The following is a 13891-nucleotide window of genomic DNA, read 5'->3' as shown; positions in this document are numbered from 1 at the left end:
ACACAACCCGTGAGGAGAGGCCCGCTGGAATGGAACTGATGATTGGACAGATGTTTGCCGGACTCAGCCTCGGCTCGGTGCTGCTGCTGGCCGCGCTGGGGCTGTCGCTGACCTTTGGCCAGATGGGGGTCATCAACATGGCCCACGGCGAGTTCATGATGGCCGGCGCATATACGGCCTTCGTGGTGCAGCGGAGCATCTCCGATGCCGGCGTCTCACTGCTGGTTTCCATTCCGGTGGGCTTCCTGGTGGGCGGCCTGCTCGGGCTGGTGCTGGAGACCGTGCTCCTCCGGCGAATGTACCACAGGCCCCTGGACACCCTGCTGGTCACGTTCGGGGTGGCGCTTATCCTGCAACAGGCCGCCCGGGACCTTTTCGGCGCTCCCAGCGTGGATGTCCGGGCACCGGCCTGGCTGCAGGGCAACGTCGAACTGCTGGGAGCGCCCATCCCGCTCACCCGGCTCTTCATCCTGTTGCTGTCCCTGCTATGCCTGGCAGGACTCGTGCTGATCCTGAAAGCGACGCCACTGGGCCGGCGCATCAGGGCTGTGGTCCTGAACCGCGACCTGGCCGAAACCAGCGGCATCTCCACTCGGCGCACGGACCAGCTGACCTTCTTTATCGGCTCCGGCCTGGCCGGGATCGCCGGTGTTGCCGTCACCCTGATCGGTTCCACGGGCCCATACCTTGGCACCAGCTACATCGTGGACGCCTTCCTGGTGGTAGTGGCCGGGGGAGTGGGCCAGATCAAGGGGGCAGTCATCGCCGCCTTCGCGCTCGGCGTCCTGCAATCGGCATTCGAATTTTCGACGACGGCGAGCATCGGCAAAGTGCTGATCCTGGTGCTGATCGTGGTTTTCCTGCAGCTCCGGCCGCAGGGCATCTTCAGCCTCCGGACAAGGAGCCTCGCATGAGCGCTTTATTGCAATCCCGTTGGGGGGTGCTGGCCGGATTCGGTGTGGGCGCGGTGATGCTCCTCGTGGTGGCTCCCGCGTCGCTGTCGGTATTCAACCTCGCCCTGCTGGGGAAGTTCATCTGCTTCGCGATCGTGGCGGTCGGGATCGGACTGGCATGGGGGCGCGGCGGCATGCTGACCCTGGGCCAGGGCGTGTTCTTCGGACTCGGCGCCTACATCATGGCCATGCACCTCAAGCTGGCGGACGCTTCCCTGTTTGGCGGGTCCGGCGTACCCGATTTCATGTCCCTGTACGGCACCGGCGAGGTCCCCGGGTGGTGGGAGCCGTTCCGTAGCCCTGCGGTAACCCTCCTCGCCGTCATCCTTGTTCCCGGGCTTGTGGCGTCGGTCCTGGGGCTCGCCGTATTCAAAAGGCGCGTCAAGGGTGCCTACTTCGCCATCCTCAGCCAGGCCCTGGCGGCAGCCTTCGCGGTTTTCCTGATCGGCCAACAGGCGACTACCGGGGGTTCCAACGGGCTTAGCGGCTTCCGCTCATTCTTAGGCTTCGACCTGAAGGACCCGTCCAACAAGCTCATGCTCTATTCGATCGCTGCCGTGGTGCTGCTGCTTGCGCTGGCGGCGTCCCGGCAGATCGTCAACAGCAGGTTCGGCGAACTCCTCATCGCAGTCCGCGACCAGGAGGAACGGGTCCGGTTCCTGGGCTATGACCCGGCGACCATCAAGACCGTGACTTATGTGATCGCAGCTGTCATGGCAGGGATCGCCGGGGCACTCTTCGTGCCCATTGTAGGGATCATCTCACCGGCGGACGTGGGGGTAATTCCGTCCATCGCCTTCCTGATCGGCGTGGCCATCGGCGGCCGGGCCACGCTGCTGGGTCCCGTGCTGGGAGCCCTGAGCGTGGCCATCGCCCAGACCAGCCTGTCCTCCACATTCCCGTCCTTCTGGGTCTATTTCCAGGGCCTGCTCTTCGTCCTGGTCATCGGGTTCATGCCCGGCGGACTCGCGTCGCTGCCGCGCCTCGTCAACCGGCTGAAGCAGCGCCGGAAGGGCGGACACGGCGCCGCACCTGCCGCCGCACCTGCCCCCGCAATGCCACCAACAGCCGTCCCGGAAGAGGCCAGCCGATGACAAATTCCATTCTGCTGCCCGACGGTGAACCGCAGGCCGGCGGTCTCCGCCACGGCCGCCCCAAGTACCTGGAGGTTCGCGACCTCACGGTCTCCTTCGACGGATTCATCGCCGTGGACAACGTCAACCTCAACGTCACCCAGGGCGACCTGCGGTTCCTGATTGGACCAAACGGTGCGGGCAAGACGACCATCATCGATGCGATCACAGGACTGGTTTCGGCCACCGGGTCCGTGAACCACACCGGCACCGAGATCCTGGGCCGCAAGGTGCACAGGATCGCAAGGCTGGGCGTGGGACGGACCTTCCAGACGGCGAGCGTCTTCGAAAACCTTTCGGTGCTGCAGAACCTCGACATCGCCGCCGGTCCGGGGAGGAAGGCAAGGGAACTGCTGAGGCGGCGAAAGGGCGTGGACCCGGCCGTGCAGGAAGCCCTGGAGATCATCGGGCTGGACAATGTCGCGGACAAGCCGGCCGGAACCCTGGCGCACGGGCAGAAGCAGTGGCTGGAGATCGGCATGCTGCTGGTACAGAACTCGGACGTGCTTCTCCTGGATGAACCCATCGCCGGAATGAGCCAGGACGAGCGGGACGAGACTGGGCAGCTGCTCCGCCGGATCGCGGCAAGCCGCATCACGCTGGTGATTGAGCATGACATGGACTTCGTCCGCGAGTTCGCCACCTCGGTGACGGTCCTCGCAGCCGGCAAAGTCCTGAGCGAGGGCAGCGTGGCCCAGGTGCAGGCCGACAGGAAAGTGCAGGAAGTCTACCTGGGCACCGCCGGAATGGAAGGGCACTGATGCTGGAGATCACGGACCTGCAGACCGGTTACGGGCGCACCCAGGTCATTTCCGGAGTGAACATCGCCGTCCCGGACGGGTCACTGGTTTCCATCCTGGGGCACAACGGTGCGGGGAAGACAACACTGCTGCGAGCCGTCGTCGGGCTCCTCAAACCCACACGCGGCACCATCATCTTGGACGGGGAGGACATCTCGGCGCTCAGGCCGCACCAGCGGGTGGCGCGGGGCATGGCCTACGTTCCGCAGGGTCAGCAGTCGTTCGGCCAGCTGACCGCCCTGGAGAATCTGCAGCTGGTGGCCGACGGACGAACGAACGGGAAGGAACGCGTTGCCGAAGCGCTGGACATGTTTCCTGCGCTCACCCCGCTGCTGGCGCGCCGTGCCGGGCTCCTGTCCGGCGGCCAGCGGCAGCAGCTGGCAATCGCCCGCGCCCTCATCACCGAACCCACGCTTCTCATCCTGGACGAGCCCACGGAAGGGATCCAGCCCAACGTCGTGGCTGAAATCCAGGAGACCATCATCAAGCTCTCCCAACGCAGCGGCATGCGCGTCCTGCTGGTGGAGCAGCACATCGGCTTCGCGCTGAACGCCGCCGACCACTACTACGTGCTGGCCGCCGGGCGGGTCAGTTCGCAGGGCAGCGGCGGCGCGGAATCCGCAGCGCAGGTACGCGAAGCGATGCTGATCTGAAGGCCGCGACACACCCCGGATGCGGTGGGCCGGACTGAGTACCAGGGAGGGAAGCCGGCGCCCCGGGCGGGCAGAATAGAGTACACGCTACTCGTGACGGACCGGAGCGGCAGCGGCTTGAATGGAGCGCAGCTGGGTCTCACAGCTGTTTCTGGTCTCTGGGGGTTTTCCTATGTGTGTTTTCTGCAATTACGGTGTGTCTCTTCCCTGCCCTGCGACAGGCTGCGTCCGGTGAGCGCGGGAATGGAATCCGCCGCCATGTTCGCGGGCTCGATGGGCGGGCAGGTCCTGCTGTCCCTGGGCCAGACGCTGGTGGTGGTGTGCGTCTGTTTCGACATGGTGCGTGCCCTGTCGGTGCCGAGGTCCCACCGGCGCTACGTGGCCAGTACCGTTTTCCGCACGCTGGCCGTGCCGTCCGTCCTGGTCATGGGCATCAGCGTGCTGGTTGACGCCGTCTTCTGGTCCTGGATGGACGTTGCCCTGGGCGTCTTTGTAATGGTGATGATCATCTTCCGTCTGCACCACGACAAGGACGAGGACAACTGGTGGAAGGGAAAGGGCAAGAAACTCGCCCGCTGGGCCCGGAAACAGCTGTCCTCCGGAAGGTCCCTGGCGCCCGCGATGGGCTGACTGTCCGGCACTGAAACGCCGGCAGCCGAGCCCCCAGCCGGGCCCTCAGTCGTTGAACAGGCCGGCCAGGTCTTCAGCCGTGAGGGAACCGCCGGAGAGGGCATCGCCTTCCATCACGTCCGCGAACAGCTGGGACTTCTTCGCCTTCAGGGCCATGACCTTTTCCTCGATGGTGTCCTTGGCCACCAGCCGGTAGACCATCACGTTCCGCGCCTGGCCGATCCGGTGGGTGCGGTCCACGGCCTGCGCCTCGGAAGCCGGGTTCCACCACGGGTCCAGCAGGAACACGTAGTCCGCCTCGGTCAGGTTCAGGCCGAAGCCGCCGGCCTTGAGGCTGATCAGGAACACGGGGGCGGAGCCGTTCTTGAACTCGTTCACCACGTCGGAGCGGTTGCGCGTGCCGCCGTCGAGGTAGCAGAACTCGATCTTCTCCTCGACGAGCCGCTCACGGACCTTCCCCAGGAAACCGGTGAACTGGCTGAAGATCAGTGCCCGGTGCCCCTCGGCCACAAGGTCCTCCAGCTGCTCGAACAGGACGTCCAGCTTGCTGGACCGGACCCCGGACAGTGAAGGGTCCACCAGCGAGGCGTCCAGGCTGAGCTGGCGCAGCAGCGTCAGCGACTGGAAGATGGTGAAGCGGTTCTTGTTGACGTCGTCGATGAGGCCCAGGATTTTCTGGCGCTCGCGCTGCAGATGCGTCTGGTACACCTTCTGGTGCCGCGGGTTCAGAACCACCTCCAGGATCTGCTCCTGCTTGGGCGGCAGGTCGTGGATGACCTGCTCCTTGGTGCGGCGCATCATGAGCGGACGGACCCGACGGCGGAGCTTGTCCAGCTGCCCCTTGTCGCCGTTCTTTTCCACGGGCTTCTGGTAGTACTCGGCGAACCGCTTGGGGCTGGCGAACAGTCCCGGCGCCACAATCGAGGTGAGGGCCCAGAACTCCATCAGGTTGTTTTCCAGCGGCGTGCCGGTGATGGCCAGCTTGAATGCCGCCGGCAGCTTGCGTGCGCACTGGTAGGCCTTGGACTGGTGGTTCTTCACGAATTGGGCCTCGTCCAGCACCAGGGCGGCCCACTCCCGGGACGCGTATGCGTCATAGTCGATCCGGAACAGGGCGTAGGACGTGATCACGATGTCTGCACCGGCCATGGCCTCGGCCGGGTCCGAGCCGTTCTTCGCGAACGTCTCGCCGATGGCACGGACGGTGAGCCCGGGAGCGAACCGCGCGGTTTCGGCTTCCCAGTTGCCCACCACACTGGTGGGGGCCACCACCAGGAAGGGTGCGGCGCCCGGTGCGGCACCGGCGCCCGGCGCTGTATTGGCGCTGTCCGGAAGGGCTGTACCGGCCGGGTCCGGAGCGGCAGCACCGGCGGCGGCTTCCTTCGCCGCGCACACCAGCGCCAGGGCCTGGACGGTCTTGCCCAGGCCCATGTCGTCGGCCAGCACCCCGCCGAGACCGTGCCGGTAGAGGAAGCTCAGCCAGTTGAAACCCTCCAGCTGGTACGGGCGCAGCTCGGCGTTCAGCGTGGCTGGCAGGGGCAGCCCCTTGATACCGCCCTCCAGCAGCCCGCCCACGGCTTCGCGCCAGGCGGAGGCCTGCTGGTCCACGATGCCGAGGTGTGCCAGTTCGTCCCACAGCCCGGCCTGGAACCGGCTGATCTGCAGCGGCGCGTCCTTGTTGTCCTGCAGGGACCGCGCCTCCTCAATGAGGTCGCGCAGCTGGTGCAGTTCCGGGAGGTCCAGCGAGAAGTACGCGCCGCTGGGCAGCAGCATCTTCGTCTGGCCCGCGGCGAGGGCGGAGAACAGGGCCGCAAACGAGACCGGCTGGCCCTCCAGGGTGATCACAATGCCAAGGTCGAACCAGTCGCGCTGTTCCGTGGCCTTGGTGGAGATGGAAACCACCGGGGCTTCCTCGGCCTCGCGGTAGTCGGCAATGTCGCCCGCGGTGTCCACCACGACGTCCGGGGTGTTCCGGAGCCGCGGCAGCACTTCCTCGGTAAAGGCCAGGGTGTCCAGGCCGCTCAGCTCTGCCGAGGCCGCAAGCCGCGGCGTTCCCCAGCCGCCGGTGGCGGATTCGCCCAGCTTGGGCACCACGTCCCAAGGCTGGCCCAGCGACTCGAGGATGCGGGCCTCCGTGGGGTCGTCCCGGTAGCCGTGGTCGCCCGGGTGGCGCCACAGCGGCTGTGCCGTGACCAGGTTCCCGGACGTGTAGTGCCATTCCCAGTGGAGCCGCACTTTGTGGTCGGTGCCGTAGTTGGCCAGCAGGGACAGGGTGGGAACGGCCAGCGTGGGCAGTTCCACGGACTCGTCCGACGCCGTGACCCGGGCGGCCTGCTTGAGTTTGGGGTAGAAACCGGTGAGGAAGCGGGTCTCATCGCGGGACGGAATGTGCAGGGTGCTGCCGGCGGTGACGAACGTCAGGAGTTCCTCGCTGAGGCCGTTTTCCAGCGGAGCCAGCGTGATGATGGAGCCGGTGCCGACGCCGGGCAGGGCGTCCGCTCCGGAGGTCAGGAAAATCCCGTGCGCCGGCCGGCCGATGGTCCCCACGGACGCCGGATCAACCACTTCCCCCTCAACGGTGATGGTGGGCGCTAGCGTCAGCCCGCCGTCGTCGGGCGTTTTCCCGTTTGAGCCGGCCCCGGCTTCCTCCCCGTCGGACGTGCCGGAGCGGGTGAGATTAAGGCCGACGGCGGCGGGATCCTCCACGAACCTCACGGGTTCCTGGCCGCTGGCGTCGACCAGCGCGACGCCGATCTTCCGTGCCTGGGCGAGCAGGCTCCAGAAGTTCTTTCCGGCGTAGGTGTTCAGGCCCAGCCAGGGCGCGGTGGAATTGTGCTGGCGGTTGGCCAGGGCGGTGTGGGACGCGAGGAATTCCTGCATCCACTCCACGTGCGCCTCGTTGCATTCGCGCCGGTAATTAAGGTAGCTGAGCGTGTTCCAGGAGACGTCGCCGCGGATCCACTTGCCCTTGGCGCCCATGATTACGGGGCGTGCCTTGAGCTGGCGCACGCTGCGGAGCGGATCACGCCGGCCCGTGTAGGAGAAGTGCGGGGCGGGCTCTTCGATGTCGAACTGGAGGGCCAGCGGGATGCCGTTAGTGGACGGCGTGATCCCGGGCCGGGCAATGAGCGGCCCCAGGGCCTGTTCCCAGTCCGGCATCTCCTGGGCCAGGGGCTCGCGGGAGAGCCGGGTGGATTCCGCCGGAGCCAGCAGCTGCACACGGGTGGCCGGATTGTCCTCCGCCGCAAACAGCAGCGCGGCCACGTGCTTGCAGTCCTTCCGGACGGGGCAACTGCACACACCGACGGTGCAGCTCCAGCCGCCCGCCTTCCGGACCAGCTTCGCCGTGGTTGAATAGGGCGCGTCCTGCCCGCCCCGGACCTTGCCGAGCATCAGGCCGGTGGCGGCATCGAAGGAGATCCCCGAGACCCGGCTGCCCATGGCGTAGGCGAGTCCGGCCGCGAGGGAGCGGTCGTTGATCGCGGGGGTCTGTATTGCCAGTGCCGCACTCTCGTCCGGTTGGGATGGCATGGTGCGCGCTACTTTCAGCAGGTCAAAAATCTGCAGGTTATCTGATCCATCTTACCGAGCCGGGAGAGGCCCTGAAACTTCGCCCAACGTTCAACTCCCCCTCAACCCGCAGACCGCTCCGCGGCATAGCGTGAAAGGGTCCTGAGCACCACCCGCTTTCAGCAGTGAGGATCTCCCATGAGCACCGGCCAGACCGCCAGCAAGCACCCCGTTGTCCTGACAATCGAAAGCGCCGAGGCGCCCAGCGAGGACGTTGTCGATTCCAACGTGACGGTGGTCAACGCCATGTACGCGGAACTGCTCGACGCCCCGGAAATCGCGCCGAACGCCCTGCGCAGCTACTACGTTGACTTCTACCTCACCCAGGCGCTGGCCGGCGGCTTCGCGCAGTACGTCTTCACGGTGCCCGAGCGCGAAGAGATCGACGCCTACGTCCGCGAGGGCTTGGAAGGCATGGGCGCCACTGCCCACCTGGCGCTGTTCAACCGAACTGCGGCAGCCTTCGATGCCCTTTCCGAAGAGGACGCCGACGTGTACCTGGACGGCGATACGGACGACTTTGATCCCGCCGACGGGGACGACAGCACCGACGACAGCACCGAACACGACGGCGCCGCCGAGAGCGAAGTGCACGACGGCGGGACCACCGCAAACGAGGCGGTCCGGGAACTTCACGAGCTTGACGATGAATTCGAGTCGCTGCTGGAGACCGAGGACATCCTTGCACTGAACGCCGCGTGGCTCCGCAGCCAGGAAGGCTTGCTGCTGCTGGACGACGAGCAGCTGGAGGTGCACATCGCCGAGCGCGTGGCGCAGATCCCCAACCTGGCCGAACGCCAGGCGGAGGCGGCCGAGGAGGCCCTTGAGAATGCGCCGGAGTTCGAACTCATCATCCGCGAACTGTGCGACGTCGCCGGACACGAACTGAAGAAGATCACCATGGGCGATCCCAATCACGAGCACAACGGCGAGACTGTCCTGGCGTGGCACTTCACCACGGACCACGGTGACTTCATCATGGTGGAGGAGGACGAGGAAGCCTACATGATCAGCCCCTCGACCAAGGAAATTGTTGCCGCGGTGGAGTTCGAGGATGCTGACGCGTAGGCCCGGGCGCCGGTGCTGCGGCGGCTGTAGTAAGAACACCGAGGTGCGTCCGCTGTAAAATTGGATGAAACCAGACCAACATGCATGAACGCCGGCGCCGGCTTTAGTACCGGCGCCGGCGTTCGTGCATCACGACTGATCGGTGTATATGTCACTCAGGTTTCTCCCCAGCAAGCTGACCCCGCGGGCCCTTTGGGCCGCGGTGGCCGCTGCCGCTGCCCTGGTGCTGGTGGCGGTCGCCATAGTGGTGGGAGCGGGGTCGCAGCAGGAGCGCGGCGGCCTGGCCGAAGCTGCACTGGCTGACGTTGCCAAGGCGCAGTCGGAAGCAAAGGAGGCCAAGGGCCGTTATGGTTCCTTTTGGCTGACCGGGGGAGACCGCAGCCTGGAAGGGCTGGCGCGTCCGCTGCGGACCGACGGCGTCTCCGACCTCCGCGCCATCGAATGCGCTGACGGCTGGGTGGCGGCCGTCCGCACGGGGGAAGACGTCTTTGCGCGGTCCAGTGTTCGCGACGAGGTGTCGCGGGCAGGATCCGCGGACATCGCCCGGCCCGGCTGCATCACTTCCGAAGCGGTGGATGCCATGCTGGCCGATCTCGGCGCCGGCCCGGAGGTGCCCGCGCCGGAGGCTTCGGCTTTCGAACGTCCGGCAGGCTCCTCCGGCTACCGGCCCAGCTACCACATCACGCCCCGGGAAAACTGGATGAACGATCCCCAGCGGCCCTTCTGGCTGGACGGTCAGTGGCACTACTACTACCTCTACAACTCCGGCTACCCCAAGGAAAACGGCACCGAGTGGTACCACCTCACCAGCACCGACCTGGTGCACTGGAAGGACGAGGGCGTGGCCATAGAAAAGTACAAGAACGGGCTTGGAGACATCGAAACAGGCAGCGCCGTGGTGGACCACCAGAACTCCGCCGGGTTCGGCAAGGATGCTGTTATCGCCGTCATGACCCAGCAGGACGACGGCGTGCAGCGGCAGTCGCTGTTCTATTCCACCGACAAGGGCTATTCGTTCAAGGCCTATGACGGCAACCCGGTGATGGACAACCCCGGGGAGCAGCACTGGCGCGATCCCAAGATCATCCGCGATGAAGCCAACAACCAATGGGTGATGGCCCTGGCGGAGGGCGAGAAAATCGGACTGTACGCCTCCGCCAACCTGAAGGAATGGCGCTACCTGTCGGGCTTTGAGCGCGAAGGCCTTGGCGTCCTGGAATGCCCCGAACTCTTCCAGCTCGACGTCGACGGCGACCCGGCCAAACGGACCTGGGTGCTCGCCGCCAGTGCCAACGGGGCTGAGGAGGGGAAGTCCACCGGCGTTGCCTACTGGACCGGAACGTGGGACGGGACACGGTTCACGCCGTCGGACGAGGAACACCAGTGGCTCGATGACGGCTCCGATTTCTACGCCGCGGTGACCTGGGACGACCCGCGTCTCACGGAAAGCCAGCGCATGGGTTCCCGCCATGCCATCGCCTGGCTGAACAACTGGGCCTATGCGCGGAAGCTGCCTACGGAAGACTGGCATGGCGGCACGGATACGGTGGTCAGGGACATCCGTCTGCAGACCGTCGCCGGCAAGCCCACGCTCGTCTCCACGCCCACCAGTGCGCTGAAGTCTCTGGAAGGCGACACCGTCACCGTGTCGGACCGGAAACTGACTCCGGACGGTGCCGGCGAGCTGCCCGGACCGGACCCTGCCGGGCCCGATGGCGGAGCGTACCGGCTTGACCTGACGCTCGAGCGCGCGGCCGGAGACGACGGCTCCGAGGCCAAGGTGGAGCTGTTGGCCGAAAACGGGGTTTTCGCCACGGTGGGCTATGACTTCGAATCGGGCTCCGCCTTCGTCGCGCGTGACGGCGCAGCCAAGGAAACCGCCGGACTCGCACCCGACTACGGCACGGTCCGGCGGGCGGAATCCGCGCCCCGCGATGGCAAGGTCCAGCTGACCGTCTTTGTGGACTACAGCTCCGTTGAAGTGTTCGTCAACGGCGGGGAGCGGACCCTGACGTCGCTGGCGTTTCCCGCGGGAGCTCCCAAGGGCCTGAAGGCATTGACCAAGGACGGGACGCTGACGCTGAAGTCCTTCAGCTACACGCCGATGGCCGCCGCGTCCTGATCCGCCTCAGCCGTTTTCCGGGCCGACGAATCCTGCGCCGCCCGCAGTTCGTCGAGCGTGGGCGGGTTGGCTCCGGGCCGGCTTACCGTGATGGCGGCCGCCGCGGATGCTGTCCGGCCGATGGCCTCAAGCACGGAAGGGGCCAGTCCGGCGGTCCCGCGGGTCAGCAGCCCCAGGATCAGGGCGGCCATGTACGAGTCGCCGGCGCCGATGGTGTCCGCCACAGCCGTGCGTACAGACGGAATGTGGAGGCTGCCCTCGGCCGCGCGGAGCAGTGATCCTTCGGCTCCGGCCGTGATGACGGCCAGTCCGGTGCCCAGGGCCAGGATTTTCTCCGCCGTATCCTCCAGTTCCTGCCCCGGGTACAGCCAGCGGGCGTCTTCGTCGCTGAGCTTGACGACGTCGGTCAGGGGGACGAGTTCCTCGAACAGGGTTTTCGCTTCGTGGTGGCTGCCGAGCAGGGCCGGCCTGATGTTGGGGTCGTAGGTGACCATGCAGCCCCGGTGTGCCTGCTCCAGGAGGGTCCGGACAGCGGCCGCGCCCGGTGCCAGGAACGTGGCGATCGAGCCGGTGTGGAGGACCTTCGGGAAGAAGGCCGGCGCCAAGGGCTCCAGCCGCCAGTCGATGTCAAAGATGTAGCTGGCCGAACCGTCAGCGGCGATCGTGGCCGTTGCCGAGGCAGTGCGTTCGAGGGAACGCGCCCCCGGCAGGAGCACCACTCCCGCGCTGGACAGGTGGGCTTCGATCGCCGCGCCGCGGGCGTCGTCGCCGATTGCCGTCAGCAGCCCGGCGCTGACTCCCAGCCGCCCCAGGCCGTAGGCGACGTTGGCCGGCGAGCCGCCGGGGTGCTCCACATCGCCGTCGGGACGGCTGACGACGTCGATCAGTGCCTCGCCGACGACGATGACGTCAAGGCTCTCGGCAGTGGAAGAGTGCGGACCGGGATTGAGCATTGGATCTCTTTCGTGAAGCCGTCCGCGGACCGGTGGTCCGGTCCGCGGACGGAGCTGGGGGATACTGCGGGGATGCTTAGGCTGTGGCCGCGCCGGTCATGATGGCCACCGCGTCCGTCATGCTGTGGGACTGGGGTGTGATCGTGGCCGCGCACTTGCCTAGCCGCTGGATGTGGATGCGGTCCGCGACGTCGAACACGTGCGGCATGTTGTGGCTGATCAGGATGACGGGGAGCCCGCGGTCCCGCAGGTCCCGGACCAGTTGCAGGACCTGGTTGGACTCCCGCACGCCGAGCGCCGCCGTCGGCTCATCCAGGACTACTACCTTGGAACCGAACGCCGCGGCCCGCGCCACCGCCACAGCCTGGCGCTGGCCGCCGGACAGGTTCTCCACCGGGACTGTCACGTCCTGGAGTGTCGAGATGCCCAGCCGGGTCAGTTCCGCCTTGGCTTTCTTGCGCATGCCGGCGGTGTCCAGGACCCGGAAGATGCTGCCGAGCGGGCCGGGCAGCCGTTCTTCCCGGCCCAGGAACAGGTTGGAGGCTACATCGAGCGCCGGCGAGACCGCGAGGTTCTGGTACACGGTTTCAATGCCGTGCGCGCGGGCGTCCTGCGGGCGTTTGAAGTGGACCTGCTTGCCGGAAACCGTGAGTTCGCCCGAGTCCGGAATCTCGGCGCCGGTGAGGCACTTGATGAGCGTGGACTTTCCGGCACCGTTGTCGCCGATGATGGCCAGGACTTCGCCGGGGTACAGGTCGAGGCTGACGCCGTCCAGGCCCACGACGCGGCCAAAGGTCTTGACGAGGTTCCTGGCCTGCAGGATGGGCTCGCGCACTTTGGATTTAGCAGGTTCCATGTGGGTGGCGGTCATGATTTCACCTTTCGGATCCACTGGTCGATGGACACAGCGAGGATGATGAGGACGCCCACGGCGAGGGTCTGGTACAGCACGTCCAGGCCCGCGAGGGAGAGACCGTTGCGGAACACACCGACGATCAGGGCGCCCAGAAGGGTTCCCCAGACGGAGCCGCGGCCGCCGAAGAGGCTGGTTCCGCCGATGACGACGGCGGTGATGGAGTCGAGGTTCAGGTCGACTCCGGCGTTGGGGCTGGCGGCGTTGGTCCGGCCGATCTGGATCCACGCGCCGATGGCCAGGACGGCACCGGCGGCGAGGTAGACGCTCATGAGGACTTTGTTTACGGCGATACCGGCAAGCCGGGCGGCTTCCTTGTCGTCGCCCACGGCATAGACGTGCCGGCCCCAGGCGGTCTTGCCCAGGATAAACGCGATGGCGATGTAGAGCAGCAGCATCACGACGACGCCGGTGGAGATCCGCACCGGGCCCACCGGGAAGGTGCTTCCGGTCCAGGTCAGCAGGTCCGGCATCGCCGAGCCGCGCACGGTGGCCCCGTTGGAGTAGAGAAGGGTCAGTGCGATGAAGATGTTCAGTGTGCCGAGGGTGACGATGAACGGGGGAAGCCGGAACCTGGTGACAAGGAACCCGTTCAGGGCACCGGCGGCGAGTCCGACGACCAGGCCTGCGAGCAGCGCGACGGGCGCGGGCAGTCCGTTGTTGACGGCAAGTTGGGCCACGACCATGGAGGAAAGGATCATCACGGCCCCAACGGAAAGGTCGATGCCGGCCGTGAGGATGATGAGGGTCTGCGCGATGGCCAGGGTGCCGACCACGGAGACCTGCTGGGTAATCAGGGAGAGGTTTTCAACCCGCAGGAACCTGTCATTGAGCAGGCCGAACACGACCACCGCGATGAGAAGGACGAGGGCAGGGCTGACGGCGGGATAACGGTGGAGGATGTTGCGTATGCGGCTGAGCGGCGTCTGGCGGTCAAGGAATTCCTCCGCCAGATCGGCATGCCCGGCGCTGGGCGGGCCGGCGGTCTGTTGCTGGGTCACGATACGTCCTGATCTTCGATGATGGTTGCTGCTGCGTAGCCAGCTGGCTCGGGAGATGAAGTGCGGGGCGGCCTAACGGGGTCCGGCCTCCCCGC

The 13891-nt window shown here is 66.5% G+C and carries 11 protein-coding genes; 7 read left to right on the top strand and 4 right to left on the bottom strand.

Annotated elements, in window-relative coordinates; genetic code table 11:
• The first annotated feature begins 29 nt into the window (after nucleotides 1–29).
• The 5 genes from urtB (at nucleotide 30) to J2805_RS13020 (ending at nucleotide 4169) form a co-directional block, all read left to right on the top strand.
• Nucleotides 30–914 (top strand): urea ABC transporter permease subunit UrtB, encoded by an 885-nt coding sequence (urtB, locus tag J2805_RS13040; RefSeq protein WP_309976799.1) that lies wholly within the window; start codon nucleotides 30–32, stop codon nucleotides 912–914.
• Nucleotides 911–2047, top strand: coding sequence for an urea ABC transporter permease subunit UrtC (gene urtC / locus J2805_RS13035; protein ID WP_309976797.1), 1137 nt, complete (start codon nucleotides 911–913; stop codon nucleotides 2045–2047). Before urtB ends, urtC begins: the two co-directional genes overlap by 4 nt.
• Nucleotides 2044–2847, top strand: coding sequence for an urea ABC transporter ATP-binding protein UrtD (urtD, locus tag J2805_RS13030; protein WP_309976795.1), 804 nt, complete (start codon nucleotides 2044–2046; stop codon nucleotides 2845–2847). Before urtC ends, urtD begins: the two co-directional genes overlap by 4 nt.
• Nucleotides 2847–3539 (top strand): urea ABC transporter ATP-binding subunit UrtE, encoded by a 693-nt coding sequence (urtE, locus tag J2805_RS13025; RefSeq protein ID WP_309976793.1) that lies wholly within the window; start codon nucleotides 2847–2849, stop codon nucleotides 3537–3539. The genes urtD and urtE overlap by 1 nt, the downstream gene beginning before the upstream one ends.
• 243 nt (nucleotides 3540–3782) lie before the next feature.
• Nucleotides 3783–4169, top strand: coding sequence for a hypothetical protein (locus J2805_RS13020; RefSeq protein WP_309977023.1), 387 nt, complete (start codon nucleotides 3783–3785; stop codon nucleotides 4167–4169).
• 45 nt (nucleotides 4170–4214) lie between these two features.
• Here the strand turns inward: J2805_RS13020 and J2805_RS13015 are convergent, their stop codons facing one another.
• Nucleotides 4215–7700: a DEAD/DEAH box helicase gene (locus tag J2805_RS13015; RefSeq protein ID WP_309976791.1), complete on the bottom strand. Its 3486-nt coding sequence runs from the start codon at nucleotides 7698–7700 to the stop codon at nucleotides 4215–4217.
• A gap of 177 nt (nucleotides 7701–7877) precedes the next feature.
• Between J2805_RS13015 and J2805_RS13010 the strand changes: the two genes are divergently transcribed.
• Together J2805_RS13010 and J2805_RS13005 are read left to right on the top strand one after the other, a co-directional pair.
• Nucleotides 7878–8807 (top strand): DMP19 family protein, encoded by a 930-nt coding sequence (locus J2805_RS13010; RefSeq protein ID WP_309976790.1) that lies wholly within the window; start codon nucleotides 7878–7880, stop codon nucleotides 8805–8807.
• 148 nt (nucleotides 8808–8955) lie between these two features.
• Nucleotides 8956–10929, top strand: a complete 1974-nt coding sequence (locus tag J2805_RS13005; RefSeq protein WP_309976788.1) for a glycoside hydrolase family 32 protein — start codon at nucleotides 8956–8958, stop codon at nucleotides 10927–10929.
• Here the strand turns inward: J2805_RS13005 and J2805_RS13000 are convergent.
• The 3 genes from J2805_RS13000 to J2805_RS12990 all read right to left on the bottom strand — a co-directional run bounded on the left by J2805_RS13000 (nucleotide 10902) and on the right by J2805_RS12990 (nucleotide 13796).
• Nucleotides 10902–11882: a carbohydrate kinase family protein gene (locus J2805_RS13000; RefSeq protein WP_309976786.1), complete on the bottom strand. Its 981-nt coding sequence runs from the start codon at nucleotides 11880–11882 to the stop codon at nucleotides 10902–10904. The genes J2805_RS13005 and J2805_RS13000 overlap by 28 nt on opposite strands.
• A gap of 76 nt (nucleotides 11883–11958) precedes the next feature.
• Entirely contained in the window at nucleotides 11959–12753 is a 795-nt protein-coding gene (locus J2805_RS12995) for an ATP-binding cassette domain-containing protein (RefSeq protein WP_309976784.1), read from the bottom strand.
• Nucleotides 12750–13796: an ABC transporter permease gene (locus J2805_RS12990; RefSeq protein ID WP_309976782.1), complete on the bottom strand. Its 1047-nt coding sequence runs from the start codon at nucleotides 13794–13796 to the stop codon at nucleotides 12750–12752. The genes J2805_RS12995 and J2805_RS12990 overlap by 4 nt, the downstream gene beginning before the upstream one ends.
• Nucleotides 13797–13891: the final 95 nt, after the last annotated feature.

The organism is Arthrobacter oryzae, assembly GCF_031454875.1.
GTDB classification, from domain to species: Bacteria; Actinomycetota; Actinomycetes; order Actinomycetales; family Micrococcaceae; genus Arthrobacter; species Arthrobacter oryzae_D.
This window is presented reverse-complemented; position numbering and strand designations above follow the sequence as displayed.

Coding starts and splice junctions, on each gene's coding strand:
- urtB (WP_309976799.1), top strand. CDS start 30: ATGGAACTGATGATTGGACAGATGTTTGCCGGACTCAGCCTCGGCTCG.
- J2805_RS13020 (WP_309977023.1), top strand. CDS start 3,783: ATGGAATCCGCCGCCATGTTCGCGGGCTCGATGGGCGGGCAGGTCCTG.
- J2805_RS13000 (WP_309976786.1), bottom strand. CDS start 11,882: ATGCTCAATCCCGGTCCGCACTCTTCCACTGCCGAGAGCCTTGACGTC.
- J2805_RS13005 (WP_309976788.1), top strand. CDS start 8,956: ATGTCACTCAGGTTTCTCCCCAGCAAGCTGACCCCGCGGGCCCTTTGG.
- J2805_RS12995 (WP_309976784.1), bottom strand. CDS start 12,753: ATGACCGCCACCCACATGGAACCTGCTAAATCCAAAGTGCGCGAGCCC.
- J2805_RS13015 (WP_309976791.1), bottom strand. CDS start 7,700: ATGCCATCCCAACCGGACGAGAGTGCGGCACTGGCAATACAGACCCCC.
- urtC (WP_309976797.1), top strand. CDS start 911: ATGAGCGCTTTATTGCAATCCCGTTGGGGGGTGCTGGCCGGATTCGGT.
- J2805_RS13010 (WP_309976790.1), top strand. CDS start 7,878: ATGAGCACCGGCCAGACCGCCAGCAAGCACCCCGTTGTCCTGACAATC.
- urtE (WP_309976793.1), top strand. CDS start 2,847: ATGCTGGAGATCACGGACCTGCAGACCGGTTACGGGCGCACCCAGGTC.
- urtD (WP_309976795.1), top strand. CDS start 2,044: ATGACAAATTCCATTCTGCTGCCCGACGGTGAACCGCAGGCCGGCGGT.